The organism is Paenibacillus sp. B1-35, assembly GCF_050474385.1.
In the GTDB taxonomy this organism is placed as follows: domain Bacteria; phylum Bacillota; class Bacilli; order Paenibacillales; family Paenibacillaceae; genus Paenibacillus_B; species Paenibacillus_B alvei.
Map to the genome: position 1 here is coordinate 459989 of NZ_JBCHVJ010000001.1, position 20416 is coordinate 480404.

The window sequence follows — 20416 nt, forward strand, 5'->3', positions numbered from 1 at the left end:
GTATCGGAATCTTGATTGTTGCCGCCATCACCATCCTTATCGATTATCCAACTCGCTCGAGGAATGGCAGTAAACGCGAAGCAACCATATTTGTCATACTGCTGGCTTTAAGCACACTTATTGGAGTGTTACTGGCCCTTCATGTAAAAGTCCCAAGTCCACTTAATATTCTGGCGGCCATCTATAGACCGATAACTAACCTAATTTCAAGTATACTTCAAGGATGATGAATAGGAGCAATGATGAAGCCAATTGGTGAAAATAATGATATAAGCGTTCGTCAGTTTACCATTCTCGTCTTCTTATATTCGGTTGGTACTGCAATATTGGTTATCCCTTCTGGCCTCGCGGAAGAGGTTAAGCAAGATGCATGGATTGCAGCATTAATCAGTATTGGAATAGGTCTGCTGCTTGTCAAACTTTATCTTGCAGTAGGACAATTACATGCAGGATATACACTTATTCAATTAAATGAGAAACTATTAGGGAAATGGGTCGGTCGAGCGGCATCTATAGGGTTTGTTATCTTTACACTCATAACCGCAGCGGAATTGCTCTATTATATGGGGAGTTTTATGACGACGCAAATATTGCCTTCAACCCCGATGGAGGCTACCAATATTATATTTGCGATAATCGTTATAATGGGAGTGCGCTTGGGTCTGGAGGTTTTGTCTCGATCTGCAGAAATCCTCTTTGCATGCTTCCTGTTCTTAATGTTCATTCTCCTGTTCTGTGCGGCTCCAGATATCAAGGTTCACTACATTCAGCCTGTACTTGAGACAGGAATGAAGCCGCTCATGCGTGCAACGCTGTTGTTCACGTGTATTTTCTCACTCCCTGCAGTCGTCTTCTTAATGATCTACCCGTCATCCACCAATGACACACGCAAAGCAGCGAAAGGATTCTACATTGGCGTAATTCTCGCTGGTACCGTATTAACGCTTATTATTGCCTGTACGATTCTCGTTCTGGGAGCAGAGACAACCGCGCGACAACTATATCCAAGCTATACACTGGCGAAAAGAATTATGCTCGGATCTTTTATCCAACATGTCGAAGTGGTCGTTGCGATCATGTGGTTTATCACGATCTATTTCAAAATGTCTCTCTACTTTTATGCAGCCTGCCTGGGCTTATCACAGACATTTCGCCTTGCGAACTACCGAACGGTTGTCATTCCTTTAGGCATACTTATGGTTGTACTCTCTCTAATCGTTCATCCAAACACTGTTCACTATATTAATTATAATAAGACGACTTGGATTCCATTCGTTGCTACGTTCGGGCTCGTACTTCCAATCACGTTATTATGTGCTTCGGCATTTCGGCAACAGCGATCGCAATCAGCCGCAAATCATCCTCAGGAAGGCGAGTAAGCGTGACATTGTCTATTGGGGGGTCCATCTATTGTCATACTTGCAGATGCTTGTGCAAAATCAAGTGATTTATCAAGCCGGTTCTGCTGCTTTGCAAATGAAACACAATATGGAAAACTGCATTTTCGATCTGGGCAAGCAATATACGGGTAAACGTGTGCGAAAGCACTATATGCTGAAAAGTCCTCCTCACTCCTTAGAGGCGGTGGACTTTTATTTTCATTCCAAGCATATCTCCTTATCAAGAACCATTTTTCTCGAAAGGAAATGATCAAGCTTGAAGCTGAACCATCTTAACCTTACTGTCACGGATGTTGCCGCAGCCAAGCAATTTTTGCAGACCTACTTCGAACTTACTGACAGAAGCCCGAGCGGAAATCCAAGAGAACATTCCTTTGCACTTCTATCTGACGACAACGGCATGGTAATCACCTTAATGAAAGGAACAGAAGTTCAATACCCCAAAACCTTTCATATCGGATTCGTACAAGAAAGTGAAGAGAAAGTGAATGAACTGAATCAGCGGTTGAAGAACGACGGTTTCGAAGTATCTCCTCCGAAACGCTCACACGGCTGGACATTCTATATCAAAGCACCGGGCGGATTTACAGTAGAGGTAATGGCCTTAGAGAAAGGAAGTTAAATACTCATCGACTTATATTGCTGCTAAGTAACAAGCTCTTTCTGAGCACAAACTCAGAAAGAGCTTAGTTCGTTATTGCTACCTAGCGTGTCATTACGACTTAACGCGTCTGAACATCTTGTAAACGTTTCTTAGCTCTTAAGGGTTTCTCAAACAATTGCTTCAGGCTGTCGTAATTGACAATCGCTGTACCAATCAGAATCGTAATCGCTCCAACAGCAGACATCCATGTGAGTGATTCCCTATAGAATAGCACGCCAACGAAAAGCGCCAACATGGGGGATACATACAACCAAGTTGAAGCAAAGATAGGCGTCGTTTTTGCAATCAGCCAATAGAACAGACTGTGTCCAATCATGGAACCAATCACAATTAAGTAAAGCAATGAACCGAGCGCACGAGTTGACAGCATGTTCTGGAAATGCCATTGCTCCGTGAACGCAGAAAGGAGAAGCAATAAGGCGCCCCCATACAGCATCTGAGATGCATTTAATGCAATTGGTGAGATATCGGCGAAGCGTTTAGCAACTCGTTTGGAATAAATCGCGCCGCCTGCGTAGAACAACTCGCCAGCTATAATCACGATGCTTCCTATAAGCATCCATGAATGCTCAGAGACTGCCATGCTCGGAGCCATCATGATAATAACTCCAATAAACCCGATGACGCAGCCAATTAAAGAATGAACTGACGGCTTGTGGCGCATGATGGTGATCTGGATGATCAGAACCAGAATGGGGCCAGTTGCTGACAATACCGCCGCCATTCCAGATGATACATATTGTTCCCCCCAATATAATGCGGAGAATGTACCGAAAGTAAGACCGAACCCTGTAATCAACATTTCCTTATGGAAAAGCAGAGTGAGGCTTGCCTTTTTCCGCCATAGCATCCACATAAATAAAATAAGACCTGCAACGAAAAATCGTATGCCCCCGGATAAGAATGGTGGTGCTGACGCATCGACGCCAATTTTCACGGCAAGAAATGTCGTGCTAAAAATCAGACACATGAGCACATAATTGAACAAAACCATGGTTTCTCCTCCTTTTGAATTGATCATATACGTGAGGAGATAGAACAGTTTAAAAAGAGTAGAACAGATCGGGGATATATTTGGGAATTTATGTAGTACAATGAGGTTGAGGAAGATAGGAGATGTACCCATGCGATCCAAACAAATATACGACTACATCATAACGAATATCGAACGCGGCGAATGGGGTGCACACGACAAGCTCCCTTCGATTCGCTCTCTGGCTGTAGAGCTTAACGTGAATCGATTGACGGTGTTTAAAGCCTACCAATTGCTGAAGCAGCATGAAAAGGTTTATGTAAAGGAGAAGTCCGGTTACTATGTATGTCCGGATTGTGCTGGGACAGCTGCTGATGCGGTTCATCATACACCCAATGGGGTGTCTGCATTGCAGGTGACCAGCCAACTGTCCGACATTCACAGAATAGCGGTAGAGTATCAGTTTTCCCAGGCCATCATAGACCCCAACTTACTTCCAAATCTGTTTTTATCGGATTACGTCAAGAAAGTATTCGACATTTACCCCAAGCTTATGGGGAACTATTCCACACCGCAAGGCGATGAAGAGCTTCGTGATCTATTATGTCAATACTTCAAGCGCAGCAACCGAGTAGAGCTGAACAATGGCGAAATTGTGATTACGACTGGGGCGCAGCAGGCAATTGATCTGCTCTCGCGAATTCTAATCCGGCCGCTTGATGCTGTATTGGTCGAGCGCCCGACATACAGTGCTGCTATTGACATCCTCCGAGGACAAGGCGCGAGATTGATTCCAGTTGAATTCACGCCGGAAGGCTATGACTTAGAAGCGATAGAACGGCTGATGAAGCAGCATCGTCCAAGGATGTTCTATATGAATCCGACGTTCCACAATCCAACTGGATATATACTTCCCGCGTCCCAACGCAAACAGCTCGTGGAATTAGCCGAACGTTATCGGTGCGTCCTTGTTGAGGATGATGCATTTCATGACATGTATTTTCATGAACGACCGCCGCAGCCATTATTCATGTATGATACAGATGGCTGGGTTGTCTATTTGCGCAGCTTTAGCAAGTACGTTGCTCCAGGACTTCGCATCTGTGCCGTATTCGCCCGCAAATCGATGATTGAGCCGTTAATTGCGGCCAAATCACTGGCTGACAACGGGACTCCGCTCGTCACACAAAAGATATTCCTGCATTATTTTCAATCTGAGCGCATGCAGCAGCATCTAAAAAAATTGAGAACCGCGCTGCAAATTCGCAGAGACGTAATGGAGGAAGAACTGTCGGCTGCTTCGATCGATTGGCAATGGACAACTCCGCAAGGCGGATTGAACATATGGCTCCGTTTGCCGAATCATATATCTGCGAGCATGCTGCTGCAAGAAAGCCTTCAGCACTCGCTTTCCTTTGTTCCCGGGCATATCTGTGATCCCAATAACGGCTATCAGTCCTGGGTGAGGCTCAGTTATTCGTTAATGAACGAAATCCAAATACGCGAGGGCATGCGTCAGTTAACACAACTCGCGCAGCAGCTAGCAACACGATTCGATTTTCCGTCATACCAAAGGAAATAAAAATGGGAAGGAGAAGGGGACAATGAAAAACTTCATCATTTTCGGAGCAAGTAAAGGATTAGGAGACGCATTCGTGAGAGGCTTGCCTCAGCAGGGGGATCAAGTATGGGTGGTGTCCCGCAATCGCCCGAACAGCTTGGATGTGGACGACGGGGTGAAGCGAATATGGGTGAAAGCGGATTTGTCTCAGCAGGAAGCAGCCTCGAGTATAGCGCATTCGATTGGGGATGCAGCCATAGATGTATTGATTTATAACGTAGGGATATGGGAACAGAACGGGTTTGAGGACGACTACAATTTTGAACAAGATGAACCTGCGGATATCGCTAACATTATTCAAGTAAATATCACGTCAACCATTACTTGCATTCAAGCGTTGCTGCCGAACCTTCGAAAATCGGATGCAGGCAAAATCATTTTCATTGGCTCCACAGCTGGATTAGAACATACTAACAATTCACAGGTGTCGTTCGTTGCTTCTAAATTTGGATTGCGCGGGATTGCAAATGCTCTGCGCGAGCATGTTCGTAAAGACCAAATTGCCGTTACCTGCGTTAATCCGGGTGAACTGGCCGCAGAAATTCCTTATGAAGAGGGAGCTGAGAAGGCGCTTAAAGCCTATGACAGCAGCCGCATTCCCGTACAAGACATCATTTCACTGGTTACATGCATAATTGGCTTATCCAAAGCAGCCTGCGTAAAGGAAATCGATATTCCTGCAATGCAGGATACGAATGCTTAATCGAAAAGATATACACAACCGTGCCTTGCACGGTTTTTTTTTATACATTTTGGTCATATTCAATATTCATTTATCGTTGACATTTGTAAAAAAAGGAATATACTCCTCTATAACAGGAGATGATCAGATGAATTTGAATGCACCCAAGTTTTCTGCCGTCCCTCGCCGCAAACTGGTGGATCAAGTGCTTGAACAGCTGCACGATGCGCTTAACCACCACTATCGCCCTGGCGATCGCATGCCGACCGAGCCGGAGCTGATGGACATGTTCGGCGTAGGACGTTCGACGATCCGTGAAGCCGTCAAGATTCTGGTGCATGCCGGTGTGCTGGAAGTTCGACAAGGGGACGGGACGTATGTTCGTTCACGCCCCTCTGATTCTGACTCGTTGGAGCAGCGTCTGCTTAGAGCGGAGACCGCACACATTACCGAAGTAAGAAGCATGATGGATGCTCTGGCAGCGCGTTTGGCCTCAGAGCGGCGCACGGACAAGGAGCTTGAGCGGATGAAGCAGCTTCTTGAAGAACGAAAGAAGGCACTGGTGGTTGGCAATTACGCTGCCTATGTAGACCATGATGTGGAATTCCACTGTTCAATTGCAGAGGCGTGCCACAATCCTGTGCTAATTGACCTGTACCGCGCCTTCTGTAGTGCGCTTCGCGGTGAATTGAGCCATCTCATTGTAGACACGCAGCATTATGAGGATCGATCGGAGCTGCATGATCAATTGCTGCAGGCGATTGCGAACAGAGACGCTGATACAGCCGTTCGCTTGTCGATGGCTAATCTGGAGCCCCAACAGGGCCGCAGAGGCAATAAATAACTGTCGGATACACATAGGAGAGGAGAGAAGTTATGGTTATAGATGTTCGCGATGTTGCCTGGAAGAGGGACAAGAAGATGATTCTGGATCAGGTATCCTGGAAGGTAAACCCAGGTGAGCATTGGTGCCTCCTTGGGCTTAACGGTTCAGGGAAAACAACCTTATTGAATATGATTAACGGCTATATCTGGCCGACTTCAGGGAGCGTTTCTGTCCTTGGAAAGCAATTCGGCACGTTCGACCTGCGTGAATTGCGCAAGCAAATCGGTTGGGTCAGCACCTCTTTGCAGCAGAAGCTATATGGGCATGATACGGTGCAGAAGATCGTACTAAGCGGAAAATTCGCCTCGATCGGCATATACGAGAACATCGAGCAGGCTGACGAGGACAAGGCATTATCCTTAATCCGGCTGCTCGGGTGCGAGCGGCTGCTTGACCGCACCTATGATACATTATCGCAGGGTGAGCGGCAGCGCGTGCTCATAGGGCGAGCGCTGATGGCTTCACCGAAGCTTCTCATCCTCGATGAACCATGCACGGGACTCGATATCTTCGCTCGTGATCATCTTCTCCACATGATTCAAGCAATTGCACGCGAGCCTGATGCTCCGACGCTCATCTATGTTACGCATCATGTCGAAGAGATTATGCCCTGCTTTAACAAAACGCTGCTTATTAAGCAAGGAACTGTATTTTCATCAGGCAATACGGCCGATCAACTAACCTCAGCGCATCTAAGCGAATTTTTCGATTCGCCTATCGAGGTGCGGCAGGAGTTGGGCCAGCGCTACTCTCTTCAATTGCTATCCAACGAACTTAATTACAATAAGTGATAATAAAAGCGGGCGAATATGCCCGTTTTTTTATTTTGCAACCTGTAATGTAAAAATTGGATAAAGGTGTTGAAATATCGTAATAAATGATCTAAAATTATATCAAATGATAGAAAGATCTATCATTATAATTTAAATCCTACAAATGAGGATACTGCTATGAACAAAACGCGATCATCGAAAGAAGCGAAGCTCCATATGATTCTGGATGCGGCAACAGAGATCTTAGTCGAAAAGCCTACTGCTTCGTTGAATGACATTGCCGAATATGCAGGTATTGGCATCGCGACACTGCACCGTTATATCGAGAGTAGAGAGCAGCTTATGCTCCAGCTCGGTCTGCGTGCCGTTAAGGTCGTCGGTGAGACCATGGATCAGCTTGAGCGCTTGCAAAGTAACAATGAAGCGTACATTCCCCAGCTCGTGGATGCGCTAATCCCATTAGGGGACAAAATTCACTTTCTGACCCAAGATGCATCACTGTATTACAATGAGGAGATGGTTGCCGCAGAAGAGCAAATATTGCGGCGCTTACGACAATCCATCGAACAACTTCAACATAAGGGACAACTGCGTCAGGATATGAGCACGGATTGGATTGTCAATGTGCTGTACTCACTTCTCATCCTTGCTTGGCAGCAAGTGCATCAAGGAAATATCGCCAAAAATGGCGCAGCAAAACTAGTTGTGGACACACTGTACAACGGCGTGAACGCTTAAGCCTCCATGTAACTGTCCACTTTGCCCCCTGAAGCGCTACCTTCCTACTTACTTGCGGAAATAGACAATGGTTATCTTGTATCAATCCATTTGAGAGGATGTTGTATATGAGAGAAGCAGGACTCATTCCTGAACCAAAATCGTATGGACCGCTTGGCCACTTGCCCCTTATGGACAGCGACCAGCCAACGCTATCCCTCTGCAAGCTCGCAGAGCAATACGGCCCAATATATCGGCTAAGGCTCCCCGGATTCACGAGTCTGGTCGTGTCCGGTCATAAGCTTGTAGCGGAAGTTTGCGACATTACCCGATTCGATAAGAATGTGTACAATGATCTGCTCTTCGTGAGGGCGTTCAGTGGAGACGGGTTATTTACTAGTCATACGACTGAGCCGAATTGGAGAAAAGCCCACAATATTTTGCTGCCAACGTTCAGCAAGCAGGCCATGAAGGATTATCATCCCATGATGCTTGATATTGCGCTTCAGTTGATCCAAAAGTGGGCGCGCCTCAATCCGAACGAAAGCATTGATGTGCCTGACGACATGACCCGTCTCACCCTCGATACGATTGGAATATGCGGTTTTAATTATCGATTCAACAGCTTCTATCGGCAAGATCACAGCCCCTTTATCGTTAGCATGGTGCGGGCGCTGAATGAAGCAATGCAAAAAAGCTCCCGCCTGAAGATTCAAAACTTCTTCATGGTCAAAACAAAACGACAATTTCAATCGGATATCGATACCATGTTTACATTAGTCGACAAAATCATTGAGGAACGGAAAGCACAAGGAAATCAAGGGGAAACTGATTTGCTCTCTCGCATGTTGAACGGGATAGACCCTGACACAGGAGAGGGGCTCGATGATGAAAACATCCGGTATCAGATCATTACCTTCCTTATTGCCGGCCATGAAACGACGAGCGGCCTCTTATCCTTCGCGCTTTACTTTTTACTCAAGCATCCACAAGCATTGAAAAAAGCCTATGAAGAAGTGGAACAGGTACTGGTAAGCCCGCTCCCGACCTATCAACAAGTGCTTCAACTGAAGTATATCCGTATGATACTGAATGAATCGCTCCGCTTATGGCCGACTGCACCGGGATTTGACCTCTATGCAAGGGAGGACACCGTTATCGGCGGCAAGTATCAGGTGCGCAAAGGGGACAATGTCAGCGTGCTCCTACCACAACTGCACCGTGACAAGGAGGCATGGGGAGAGGATGCCGATGAATTCCGTCCCGAGCGATTCGCGGATCCTGCCAAGGTACCGAATCATGCCTACAAGCCGTTCGGCAACGGCGAGCGAGCCTGTATCGGCATGCAGTTTGCCCTATACGAAGCGATGTTAGTTCTCGGTATGATCCTCCAACATTTCAACTTGATCGACCATTTAAATTACCAATTGAATGTGAAGCAGACCTTAACTTTGAAGCCGGGAGATTTTCAAATGCGCGTACAGTTGCGTGATCATAAGCAGGTCGCGAGTATGACGACGGGTGCAGCTTCTATTGTACAGAATGAGGCGGAACAACACAGTTCAACGAATAAAGATGAATCAGCACCTGATGATCGTGCTCTAATAAATTCTGCCCATCTTACACCGCTGCTTGTCTTATACGGCTCGAACTTAGGAACGGCAGAAGGGCTTGCACATCAGCTCGTCAATCAAGCTCGCCTTTACGGATTCCGAAGTGAGGCAGCTCCGCTCCATGATTATGTTGGCAGACTGCCGAAGGAGGGTGCTGTTCTTATTGTGACCGCATCCTATAACGGAAGACCGCCGAAAAATGGAGCAGCGTTTGTAAAATGGCTGGAGGAGACGCAGCCTGGAGAACTCGAAGGTGTGCAGTATGCGGTATTGGGGTGTGGGGATCGCAATTGGGCGAATACGTACCAAAGTGTACCTAAATTTATCGACGAGCAGTTGGAACGAGCAGGCGGCAAGAGGCTTGTACAGCGAGGCGAGGCAGATGCAGGAGGGGAGTTCGAGCAGCTGGTTCATACATGGAAAGATACGATGTGGGTCAATGTAAAGCAGACTCTCGGCATTGAAGAGGACAATTCGTCGGATGACAGGGATCAAACACAAAGCGCGATTCACGTTCAAGTTGTAAGCAGACTATCAGCGATCCCGCTTGTTCGAAAGCATGACGCGTTCTTAGCTGTCGTACAACATAATCGAGTACTGCATATGACAAGCTACAAGACGTGCACGAGGCAGATCGAGGTTGCGCTGCCACACGGAATAATGTACAAGAAAGGGGATTTGCTCGGCGTACTGCCGGTCAACAGCCCAGCGATTGTCGAGCGAGTGGTAAGGCGGTTCCAACTGCAAGAAAATGACCAACTTTTCGTAACTGCGAACGGACATAATGAGGCTGACCATTTTCCACTAGACCGATCCGTCTCTATACAAGATCTGCTTCGCTACTGTGTTCAATTACAAGAGCCTGCAACACCTGCACAGCTTCGGGAATTAGCGGCTTATACGCGATGTCCGCCGCACAAGCGAGAGCTAGAAGCACTGCTAGATGAGAAGGCTTACCGCGAGCACATCCTGACCAAACGCATCACCATGCTGCATTTGCTCGAAACCTATGAAGCATGCGAACTGCCATTCAACAAGTATTTGCAGCTCTTGTCGCCTCTCCAACCTGGCTATTATCCAATCGGCATTGATTCAGAACCCACTTCTCAACAGCCGAGTATCGTAATCGATTACAATGAAGCCGCGTCTAATCAAAGAAAGATGGAACACAACAACGAGCTCACTTCCGCCTACTTATCCATTTGCAATCCGGGAGACGATATCCTTATTTTCATACAAGCAGAGAACCTTGCTGTTCAGCATATCTAAATAAAGATAGATCAACCTATAGAACAATAAAAAGCTGCTGCTAAGCGGTATCATCAGATAAAAGTCATGGGTTGTACACGATGCCCTGAATATCAACATCTCAGCATTTCATAACCGAGGAGAACTAGCATACTGGATTGGTAAGCCATACTGGGGCAAAGGATATGGTACAGAGGCGGCTCAAGCGACTCTACCTTATGGGTTCGAACAGCTTAAACTTCAAAAAATATTCGCTGAAGCATACACCTCCAATCCTGGATCGTGGAGAATCATGGAGAAGATTGGACTCAACTATGAAGAAACACTCAAGCAACATATGTGTCGATTCGGGCAATATCACGATTTAGCATTCTATGGATTAGTAAAAGACGAATATGGACAAAGAACGAGCTGATTGGGCTCGTTTTTTTGTGGCCAGATTTACAGTTCGTATAATAGTAAGGTCCCTGTCACAAAATATTCGTCTGTAATTGTTATATCCTGTCACAAATAGCCGATTTGAAATTGTTATATAGAGTAGAAACAGCAGTTATAAAACAAGAGAGATTGGAGTAGTGAAACAGAATGATCCGTAAAGAGGGAAATCATCAATCGAATGACAAGCTTAGTTTGATCAAAAAATCCATCATTGTCACTTCTACAGCAGTACTGCTTGGCATAGGAACAATCGGCTCCAGCATACCCGCAACGGCAGCACCGAGGATAGATGGCTTCAATGAAAAGGCTGCTATCGAGCAAGGCTACCTTTACAAGCCTAATTTGAGTGTCAAGCATGACGGGATTACCTTAACTTTGACCGACGTTCGTTACGATGGATCAACATTATCCTTCGCATTGCGTCCAGAAGGGGCGAATCTGGATTTTCCCTTTACCTCCGACCCGGAGAAAGAGAAAATCAAAGGCTACATCAAGCCAGATTGTGAGGTGCTTGCCGATGGCAAACCAATTACCTTCAGCAACACTGAGACAAATGGAGCAAACAAGAGTCTGCAATATTTTGCAAAAGGTGTGAAGCTCCCTGACGAATTCGAGCTTTCGATTAAGGCCGAAGTGACGAAAGTGAAGGAAGCTTTTGATTTTAAGGTGCCAGTGAAGTTGAAAAGCAAGCCGCTCGTCGTGAAGCCTGATGCATCGAAAACTTCCGGGAAGTTCACCTATACCGTCAAGCAGCTTGTGCTGTCGCCGTTCTCTACCCGACTTATCCTTGACAGCCAAGGGCCGGTTCCTGCTTCTGCCGAACAATCCGGGAAGTACCATGCAAGTCAGGTTTATTATGAGTTATTAGACAACAACGGCAACGAGATCGCGCCTGAAATGATTGGGTTTTTCAATAAAAAGCCGGAAACCAAGTATCATATCGATAAATTCTACTACCCGATGGACGATAAGGCGACATCTATCACGATCAAGCCATATACGTATACGATTAACAGCAAAAACTGGGCTATCCTCGAAGAGAAGGGGAGCAACGGGAAAATGACGAATAAGAAAACCTATTTGAAAGACTTGGAGCTCACGATTCCAATCAAAACGATAACACAAAAATGATTTACAACTAGAAGGGAAGATTGATAGAAATGAAACCATTCAAAAAAACGGCAATCGTCGCCTTATCCGTGGCAGCACTGCTTGGCATAGGGACAATCGGTTCCAGTATGCCCGCAGCGGCAGCATCGAAACTAGACAAACGCATCAATGAAATGACTGCAATCGAGCAGGGTTACTTGTACAAGCCTAATTTGAGTGTCACTCATGACGGAATCACCTTGACTTTGGCCGAGGTTATCTACGATGGTACAACATTGGCCTTCTTAATTAAGCGAGAAGGAGCGAATCTGGAACGTACCTTGTCCCCATATTACAGCATGGATGATCTAAAGAGAAATCCAAATAATGAGCATATCAAAAAAAATGTCGTTCCTGAGAAGGATCAGCTAAAGGGCTACATAAAGTGGGGGACGAAGGTGTTAGTCGATGGACAGCCGATAACACAGACCACTGGCAGTCACTCTGATCCTAAAGATGAATTTTATTATTACGCAAAAGGTGTCAAAGCGCCCGAAAAATTCGAGCTTGCGATTACAGCTGAAGTTACAAAGGTTAGTGAACCATTTGAATTCAAGATGCCTATCGAGTTGAAAAGCAAGCCGCTCGTCGTGAAGCCCGAAGCAACTAAAACGTCCGGGAAATTCAGCTATACCGTCAAGCAGCTTGTACTGTCGCCGTTATCTACCCGACTTATCCTTGACAGCCAAGGGCCGGTTCCTGCTTCTGCCGAGCAATCCGGGAAGTATCATGCAAGCAAGGTCTATTATGAGCTTGTCGACAACAAAGGGAAGGAAATAAATCAAGAAATGATTGGATTTTTCAATAAAAAGCCGGAAACCAAGTACCATGTTGATCAATTCTACTTTCCGATTGACGACAAGGTGACATCCATCACGATCAAACCATATACGTATACGGTGAATAGCAAGGATTGGAGCATTCTCGGAGCAAAACTGAAGGGCAGTGAAGGAAAGAGAACCTATTTGAAGGATTTACAAGTTACGATACCGATCAATCGATAATACAGTAATAGCAGGGGATTTCTAAAACGGCGAAGGCTTTGACTGGAACTGCCTATTAACAGGCATTTACTCGCATATCATCAGATGATGATTGCGGTAAATGTCTTTTTATTTTGCCTAAATAAAAAAAATTTAGAATGCCTGTCACAAAACCGCCTGTTCCGATTGTTATATATAATAAGTCAACATGAAAGGAGTTAAGCTCTTGCAATCCGACATCTCTGGGGAACGAGTTGTGAAACCTATGAATATTGAAGAGGTTGTAGCGCAGGTACAATCCGGTGATAAGCAGGCATACAGAGTAATTCTGCAACATTACGAACGTCAGATGTATACATACTGTTACTATATTTTAAAAAATCATGCAGAAACAGAAGATGCCGTTCAGGAAATATTTATCCGTGCCTATGAAAATTTATATCAATATAATAGGCGGGTTTCCTTTTCCGCCTGGCTTTATAAAGTCGCCTATCACCATTTGATCAATTTAAAGAAAAAGAAGATCCGATGGCTCAATCTAATTAAGCAGGTTGAGAAGCAGAATGAGCATTTAGAGATTGCCTTTTCCCAGCATGAAACGATAGTCAGTCAACTGTTGACCTATCTCACTGCTGAAGAGAGGCATATTTTGCTTTTAAAGGCAGTAGAACAGTATACCTTTGAGGAAATTAGTGAAATTATGGGCCTTAAGCCTGCTACTGTGCGCAAAAAGTATGAGCGATTACGCGCAAAATTAATGGATCGCATTTGTAAAAAAGGAGAGAAGGTCCATGGAGCATATGCAGCGCACGGATTACGCTGAAATGGATGGAATCGAGCAAATGATTCGTGATTCGTCGCTGCCTAATAGCCGAAGCGATGAAATTATGAATCACATTGAACAAGCAGGCTGGTCAAGAACACAAAAATTTTCGCGTAAGCCGAATGTATGGAAGAAAACTGTTTTAGTTGCTTCTATTACGTTAGTATTGGGAGCGGGAATCATCGCTATGGGGTATGTATCACCGGCAATGGCAGAAGCCCTGAAAAAAGTACCTATGATCGGACAATTATTTGCGGATATAAGCGAGGAATCTGCACAACTGGCGTTTGACCGCGGTATTGTAACACAGCCTAATCTGAGCGTGACTCACGATGGAATTACCTTGAAATTGGCTGAGGTTCTGTACGATGGCACTCGTTTGTCGATTCTTATCGAGCGCAAGGGGGATAATTTGCCCCAAAGCACCATCAGTTCATATATTATGGATAATGATACTCAGCAATTAAAAGGGAATAAACGAGAGAAATTAAAAAAGACGCCTGAGGAAGAAAAGGAAAAGGGGTATATCACGCTTCCCATTATTCTTGTAAATGGACAGCCTTTTCAATACGGATCAGCCAGTTTTGGAGACTATCCTTTAGAGGATGTTGCTTATCGTATCGAATATACGGAGGGTCTGAATTTGCCCGATGAGTTTGAGCTGAGCATGAAACTGAATGTCACCGGAGTGAAGGAAACGTTCGAATTCAAGGTTCCGGTGAAGGTTGAGAATAAATCCATTGTATTCAAGCCGAATATGACGAAATCCGATGGCAAATTCTCTTACACGGTCAAGCAGCTCGACTTTTCGCCTGTGTCCACTAGGCTCGTTCTGGATAGTAAAGGCGCTGTTCCGGCAACGCCGGAGCAAACCGGCAAATATCACGCCAGCCATGTCTATTATGAGATGCTAGATGACCAGGGACGCGTCATTGAGCCGCGAATCTTCGGTTATGTTCATGCAAAGCCCAAAACCGAATATCATGTTGATGAACTATACCTGCCTGTTGAAGGTATACCGAAGTCCATCACGATTAAGCCGTTCACGCTTACAATTTACAACAAAGGATTCATCGTGAAGGGGTTAAGCAAAACGAGTCAAGGGGATCGAACATACTTGAAAGATCTTGAACTCACCATTCCCATTCAGGATTAATTTTTATGTAGAGGGAAGTTTCTCAACTCCATGAATTCATGGCGAGGGGGCGACCCTCTCTATGTGTTTGCTCTGCTCTTCCAAATTTACATTGCCTAAAATTCATGCCATGAAATGGCTTGTCCTAATTGTAGACATTAAAAAAATGAAGTTTGAAAGGGGCTGAGCTCTTGCAGTCCATTACTGCCGAGGGATTAGAAGCAAATTGTATAGATATAGAAGCAGTTATCATACAAGTCCAAGCAGGAGATAAACAGGCGTATAGAAAGATACTCGACCAATATGAACGACCGATGTATACATATTGCTATTATATTTTAAAAAATCATGCCGAGACGGAAGATGCCGTACAAGAGATTTTTATCCGCGCCTTTGATAATCTGCATCAATACAAGAGGCAAGCATCCTTCTCCGCTTGGCTTTATAAGGTAGCTTATCACCATTTAGTGAATGTGAAGAAGAAAAGAAGCCGATGGTTTCGCATGATTGAACAGTGTAAAGAACGGGAATCGGAGCGGCAATTCTCCCAACATGAAACGCTAGTCAGTGAACTGCTGACCTATCTGACGGCTGAAGAGCGGCATATTTTGCTGCTTAAGGCGGTGGAGCAGTACACCTTTGAGGAAATTAGTGAAATTATGGGTATCAAGTCTGCCACAATACGCAAGAAATATGAGCGATTACGTACGAAGCTGATGGAACGTACTTGTCAAAAAGGAGATAATGCCCATGGAACCTATGTCCCATCAAAATAAATACGCTGAAATAGATGCTATCGAAAACATGATCAGAGACTCGTCGCTGACCAACAGCCGAAGCGATGAAATTATGAATATAATTGAACAAAGGGAAACCGCAGGAAAGCAAAAATTTAAGGATAAGCCCAACTGGATAAAGAGATCACTATTCATTGCTTCTGCTGCTGCAATTATCGGCATAGGACTCATTGGAGTCGGATATATATCTCCAACAATGGCGGAAGCTTTGAAAAAAGTCCCGGTTATCGGGCTGCTTTTTTCCGAGACGAGTGAAGATGCAGTTCTCGCAGCGATTGAACGGGGAATTATATCAACGCCAAACATCAGCATTACGCATGATGGAGTTACGCTAAGGGTGAGTGAAGTATTATTTGACGGCACGCGCTTGTCCATTCGTATTGAGCGTGAGGGCAAAAATTTGCCTGAGTATATTGGTTCTCCATATTTTGAGGGTATATCGGAAGAGGAAATGAAAAAGATCGTTAAAAAATACAAAGGGGTAAACGATCATATCGTGGAAGCCTTCGCTACTCCTGTTGAAAAACAGACCAAGGGATATGTTCGAGACCCGAAAGTTCTAATCAACGGTGAGCCTATCAAATCCTCTGGCCATCTTCAAAATTATATGATGGATGATACACACAAGCCGATCTATAAATTGGAATTCAGGCATGTCGCGACATTGCCGGATGAATTTGAGCTGACTGTTCGAACGACAGTAACACAGATCAAGGAAACGTATGAATTCAAAATTCCAGTGAAGGTTGAGAACAGAGCTATTATTCTGAAGCCGAATGTGACCAAGTCAGACGGCAAGTTCTCGTATACGGTCAAGCAGCTTGACATCTCTCCTGTATCCACTCGTCTAGTGCTGGACAGCATGGGCCCTGTTCCGGCCTCTTCGGAACAATCGGGGGATCATCATGCAAGCAGAATGTACTATGAGATAGTGGATGATCAAGGGCGTGTACTAAGCCCATCCAAACTCATCTATACGCCTGCTCTGCCAAAAACCGAGTATCACCTTAATGATTGGTATGCGCCGGTAGGGATGAAATCGAAATCGATCACAATCAAACCTTATAACTTTACAATAAGTAACAAGCACTTTAGTATGAAACGAACCGATAAGAAAGATTATGGAGATCGAACGTATTGGAAAAATCTTGAGGTTACGATCCCAATTCCGCAATCGAAAAGATAAATAGACAGGGTCGGCACTACGAACCATGAAATCATGGGGAAGAGATCGGCCCTGTCTCATTTTTGCATATAGAGGGATTTCTCCCTCTTTTATTGCAATTTATCCCTTATGATCAGCCCCTCTTTTCTAGATAATGATGTTGTAAGGCTGAGCCGCACAGAGCCTTGTAGATGCTCATGCAGGTGTTGTGTCATAAGTCCGGTCATGAAATAGGAGGGATAACCGAATCTTTTATCAACAAATTGCAAGCGCTATCATTATGGATTATAGGAGGATGATTACGTATGTTACGCACAGGGAATACATCCCACAGAAAATGGATGATTGTCTTACATGCTGCTCTAGCATTGTTGCTCCTGCAAGGCCTGGTACTCTGGGCGCCGCAAGCTCAAGCTGCCGTATCCAGCAAGACGATTGTAGGCTACTGGCACAACTTCGATAATGGCTCCGGGTTCATCAAGCTCCGTGACGTATCTCCTAAGTTCGATGTCATTAACGTCTCCTTCGCAGAACCAACGTCTGGCGTCACGAATGGTACAATCGGCTTCACGCCTTACAATTATTCGGATGCCGACTTCAAGGCTGATGTCGCTTACTTGCAGAGCCAAGGCAAGAAAGTCATTATCTCTATCGGGGGCCAGAATGGGCAGGTTCAACTCCCAAACGCCGGAGCCCGAGATAATTTCGTCAATTCGGTTATTGGGATCATTGAGAAATATGGCTTCAACGGACTTGATGTGGACTTCGAAGGACATTCCCTCTATTTGAACGCTGGCGACAGTGATTTCAAAAATCCCACCACTCCAGTTATCGCCAACCTCATTGCAGCTCTCCGTACAATTAATAATCACTTTGGAACCGATAACTTCTATCTTACAATGGCGCCCGAAACCTTCTTCGTACAGCTCGGATATACCTTTTATGGCGGAAGCTGCATTAGCTGCGACAGTCGTGCAGGAGCATATCTGCCTGTCATCTATGCAACACGCGATATTCTGGATTGGCTTCAGGTACAGAATTACAACTCTGGCCCAATTACAGGCCTGGATGATCAGTATCATACGATGGGAAATGCCGACTTCCATGTTGCGATGGCCGACATGCTCTTAACTGGGTTCCCGGTTGCCAAAAATCCAAACAACTTCTTCCCAGCGCTGCGCCAGGATCAGGTCGTGCTTGGATTACCTGCTAATGCAAATGCAGGAGGCGGCTTCACAACAGTTGCAGAGGTACAAAAGGCGCTTGATGCGCTTATTAAGGGCGTGCAATTGCCAAGCTACACAACGCGCGGCAGTTCAACGGGATATCCGAATTTCCGCGGACTGATGACCTGGTCAGTAAACTGGGATAAGTTCAATAACTTCGAGTTCTCCAATAGTCACCGCTCGTATCTGGATGCACTAACTCCGTCGCTTCCAAAGGGCAAAATTTAATTAAAATGTTGGAAACGAGATAGCGTAATACGATGAAATATCATATGACATTTCGTCACTATGCCGTATGACAATGAACAAGTATATTCATCCTGAGAGCCATCTGATTGATGTGCTACACATTAGAGTAAAGGGTGATTGTAATTGTTTAAGAACAGTGTCATCATGTTGATTGTAATCGTTCTATCGGGAATGTTGGCCCAGCCTGCCTTTTCCTTAATAGAACCACCAAATCCAAATATTAAGAATTGTTTAATTGTGCAGGACGTCACCATTGTGGATGTGAAGACAGGCAAGCTGAAACCAAATCAGTCGGTTGTCATTCAGGGCAACCAAATTACAGCAGTAGCTGATACGGTTGACGTTGATGTTCCTAACGATGCGCGTGTGATCAAAGCAAATGGGAAATATCTTATCCCTGGTTTATGGGATATGCACGTCCATATGGAAAATTACATGGATAATGCAGTCCCTCATTTTTTAGCAAACGGAGTGACAGGTGTTAGGGAGATGGGCTCTAGCCTCCACCATGTTCAAGTGACGCGCAGCATTAATAATCAGGGAATCGTAACTCCGCGCATTGTACATTCTGGTAAAGTTATTAATCTATCACCAAATAAAGAGGTTCCTTCGCATCACTATAGTTTAAAAAATAAAGCAGCGGTTCGTAAAGCTGTACAACAGTTGAAGACATATAAGATCGATCAAATTAAAATGTACTCCCACATACCTAAAGACCTGTATGCTGTGGCTATGGAGGAAGCAAAGAAGCTGCAACTTTCGGTTAGTGGTCATTTACCATTTACTGTACGTGCAGATGAAGCTTCTAACGACGGTATGAGGAGCTTCGAGCATTTGCATGGGATGCATATTGCTACAGCATCAAAGAAATCAGGTATTTTCAACAGCCTTGTTAAGAAAACAAAAGCGGGTATTATTAATAACGATCAGTTGTTGTATCTTGAATACGAAAATAAAGCTGCAAAGCATTATGATGCAAAAGAAGCCGGAACGCTGTTTGAGATCTTTAAACGGAACGAAACTTGGCAGGTTCCTACACTTGTAACGGTGACAAGCTTAAATAAGCAGGTGCCTGATGAAAGAGTGCGCTTCTTAGAACCTGCTGTTCAAAAGAAGTGGGCAGCATTAATAGAAAATTGGCACAAGGATAAAAGAGGGGCTGCTATCCATCAGGAACTGGAACAGAACAATTTGCAATTAGTTCGTAAAATGAATAAGGCTGGGGTACCGATTATGGCTGGCACTGATTCTACTTACATGATGCAAAATCTATATTACGGCTTTAGCCTACATGAAGAACTTCAACTGCTAGTCAAAGCGGGACTAAGTCCGCTGCAAGCCCTTCAGGCTGCCACGATTAATCCGGCTCGCTATTTGGAAAATGAGGATAAGCAGGGCACGGTAGAGGTAGGAAAGCTAGCCGATCTCGTCCTGCTAGACGCGAATCCGCTCGCAGATATCCGCAACACAACTCAAATCCATGCGGTCGTCATGAATGGGCATCTAATCGATCGGACAGCGATTCTCAAAAAGCTCAAAACGTACCCGATTAGTAAGGAGTTCTCTCGCAATCAGAAATAAACTGTGGTACGTGGTACGTGTCACGTACTACTATCGCTATGTTCAACTCGTAAAGCCTGAACCTAAAAGGATTCAACCTTTACGGGTTGTTTTTGTGGATTAATTACCCAAACTGCTATAAGGCCAACGACGAAGTTACTTATGCAGGAAAGACTTACTCATAAAGGACTTACTTATGCCGACAAGCGCATACTTCATTGCCAGGGGGGAAACCGTCCAACGCCCCAGCTTTGTGGCAGCTTACATCCTAAATCAAGTGAGACGAGGAGTTCTGAGCTATCAGGACTCCTTTT

The 20416-nt window shown here is 45.0% G+C and carries 18 protein-coding genes and 1 pseudogene; 18 read left to right on the forward strand and 1 reads right to left on the reverse strand.

The genetic code is table 11. The annotated features are described in order from the left end of the window. The first annotated feature begins 239 nt into the window (after positions 1 to 239). A complete protein-coding gene (locus tag ACQ5BJ_RS02140; RefSeq protein ID WP_238555920.1) occupies positions 240 to 1379 on the forward strand; it encodes a GerAB/ArcD/ProY family transporter in 1140 nt (379 codons plus the stop codon). Positions 1380 to 1656: 277 nt separating this feature from the next. Then, positions 1657 to 2022, forward strand: a complete 366-nt coding sequence (locus ACQ5BJ_RS02145; protein WP_430108176.1) for a VOC family protein — start codon at positions 1657 to 1659, stop codon at positions 2020 to 2022. 100 nt (positions 2023 to 2122) lie between these two features. Here the strand turns inward: ACQ5BJ_RS02145 and ACQ5BJ_RS02150 are convergent, their stop codons facing one another. After that, positions 2123 to 3058 carry a DMT family transporter gene (locus ACQ5BJ_RS02150; protein WP_005550959.1) on the reverse strand — a complete coding sequence of 312 codons (936 nt, stop codon included), beginning with the start codon at positions 3056 to 3058 and terminating at the stop codon, positions 2123 to 2125. A gap of 130 nt (positions 3059 to 3188) precedes the next feature. On the opposite strand from ACQ5BJ_RS02150, the gene ACQ5BJ_RS02155 reads away from it, so the two are divergent. From ACQ5BJ_RS02155 to ACQ5BJ_RS02230, 16 genes and pseudogenes are all read left to right on the forward strand, one after another. Further along, the gene (locus tag ACQ5BJ_RS02155; RefSeq protein ID WP_268620285.1) at positions 3189 to 4619 is read left to right on the forward strand and encodes a PLP-dependent aminotransferase family protein; all 1431 of its coding nucleotides are present in this window, start codon (positions 3189 to 3191) and stop codon (positions 4617 to 4619) included. Positions 4620 to 4641: 22 nt separating this feature from the next. Beyond that, positions 4642 to 5361 carry an SDR family NAD(P)-dependent oxidoreductase gene (locus ACQ5BJ_RS02160; protein WP_005550957.1) on the forward strand — a complete coding sequence of 240 codons (720 nt, stop codon included), beginning with the start codon at positions 4642 to 4644 and terminating at the stop codon, positions 5359 to 5361. A gap of 127 nt (positions 5362 to 5488) precedes the next feature. Then, positions 5489 to 6184 (forward strand): FadR/GntR family transcriptional regulator, encoded by a 696-nt coding sequence (locus tag ACQ5BJ_RS02165; protein WP_005550956.1) that lies wholly within the window; start codon positions 5489 to 5491, stop codon positions 6182 to 6184. A gap of 32 nt (positions 6185 to 6216) precedes the next feature. Then, positions 6217 to 7017: an ABC transporter ATP-binding protein gene (locus tag ACQ5BJ_RS02170; protein WP_289355485.1), complete on the forward strand. Its 801-nt coding sequence runs from the start codon at positions 6217 to 6219 to the stop codon at positions 7015 to 7017. Positions 7018 to 7176: 159 nt separating this feature from the next. Further along, entirely contained in the window at positions 7177 to 7737 is a 561-nt protein-coding gene (locus ACQ5BJ_RS02175; RefSeq protein ID WP_268600026.1) for a TetR/AcrR family transcriptional regulator, read from the forward strand. 107 nt (positions 7738 to 7844) lie between these two features. Further along, positions 7845 to 10598: a cytochrome P450 gene (locus ACQ5BJ_RS02180; protein WP_430108181.1), complete on the forward strand. Its 2754-nt coding sequence runs from the start codon at positions 7845 to 7847 to the stop codon at positions 10596 to 10598. Between the two features lie 97 nt (positions 10599 to 10695). Next, complete coding sequence (locus ACQ5BJ_RS02185) at positions 10696 to 10992, forward strand: GNAT family N-acetyltransferase (protein ID WP_430109409.1); 297 nt, start codon at positions 10696 to 10698, stop codon at positions 10990 to 10992. 170 nt (positions 10993 to 11162) lie between these two features. After that, positions 11163 to 12146: a DUF4179 domain-containing protein gene (locus ACQ5BJ_RS02190; protein WP_430108184.1), complete on the forward strand. Its 984-nt coding sequence runs from the start codon at positions 11163 to 11165 to the stop codon at positions 12144 to 12146. Positions 12147 to 12175: 29 nt separating this feature from the next. Next, on the forward strand, positions 12176 to 13168 hold the full coding sequence (locus ACQ5BJ_RS02195; RefSeq protein ID WP_430108186.1) for a DUF4179 domain-containing protein: 993 nt from the start codon (positions 12176 to 12178) through the stop codon (positions 13166 to 13168). A 205-nt stretch (positions 13169 to 13373) separates the two neighbouring features. Then, positions 13374 to 13970 carry an RNA polymerase sigma factor gene (locus ACQ5BJ_RS02200; RefSeq protein ID WP_430108188.1) on the forward strand — a complete coding sequence of 199 codons (597 nt, stop codon included), beginning with the start codon at positions 13374 to 13376 and terminating at the stop codon, positions 13968 to 13970. Then, a complete protein-coding gene (locus tag ACQ5BJ_RS02205) occupies positions 13939 to 15126 on the forward strand; it encodes a DUF4179 domain-containing protein (RefSeq protein WP_430108190.1) in 1188 nt (395 codons plus the stop codon). The genes ACQ5BJ_RS02200 and ACQ5BJ_RS02205 overlap by 32 nt, the downstream gene beginning before the upstream one ends. A 170-nt stretch (positions 15127 to 15296) precedes the next feature. Continuing rightward, complete coding sequence (locus ACQ5BJ_RS02210; RefSeq protein WP_005550947.1) at positions 15297 to 15881, forward strand: RNA polymerase sigma factor; 585 nt, start codon at positions 15297 to 15299, stop codon at positions 15879 to 15881. Continuing rightward, positions 15856 to 17088: a DUF4179 domain-containing protein gene (locus ACQ5BJ_RS02215; RefSeq protein ID WP_430108192.1), complete on the forward strand. Its 1233-nt coding sequence runs from the start codon at positions 15856 to 15858 to the stop codon at positions 17086 to 17088. Before ACQ5BJ_RS02210 ends, ACQ5BJ_RS02215 begins: the two co-directional genes overlap by 26 nt. A gap of 284 nt (positions 17089 to 17372) precedes the next feature. Then, complete coding sequence (locus tag ACQ5BJ_RS02220; protein ID WP_430108194.1) at positions 17373 to 18521, forward strand: chitinase; 1149 nt, start codon at positions 17373 to 17375, stop codon at positions 18519 to 18521. Positions 18522 to 18665: 144 nt separating this feature from the next. Further along, a complete protein-coding gene (locus ACQ5BJ_RS02225; protein WP_430108197.1) occupies positions 18666 to 20123 on the forward strand; it encodes an amidohydrolase family protein in 1458 nt (485 codons plus the stop codon). Between the two features lie 173 nt (positions 20124 to 20296). Beyond that, positions 20297 to 20374: pseudogene (locus ACQ5BJ_RS02230) on the forward strand (hypothetical protein); the annotation flags it as partial. Positions 20375 to 20416: the final 42 nt, after the last annotated feature.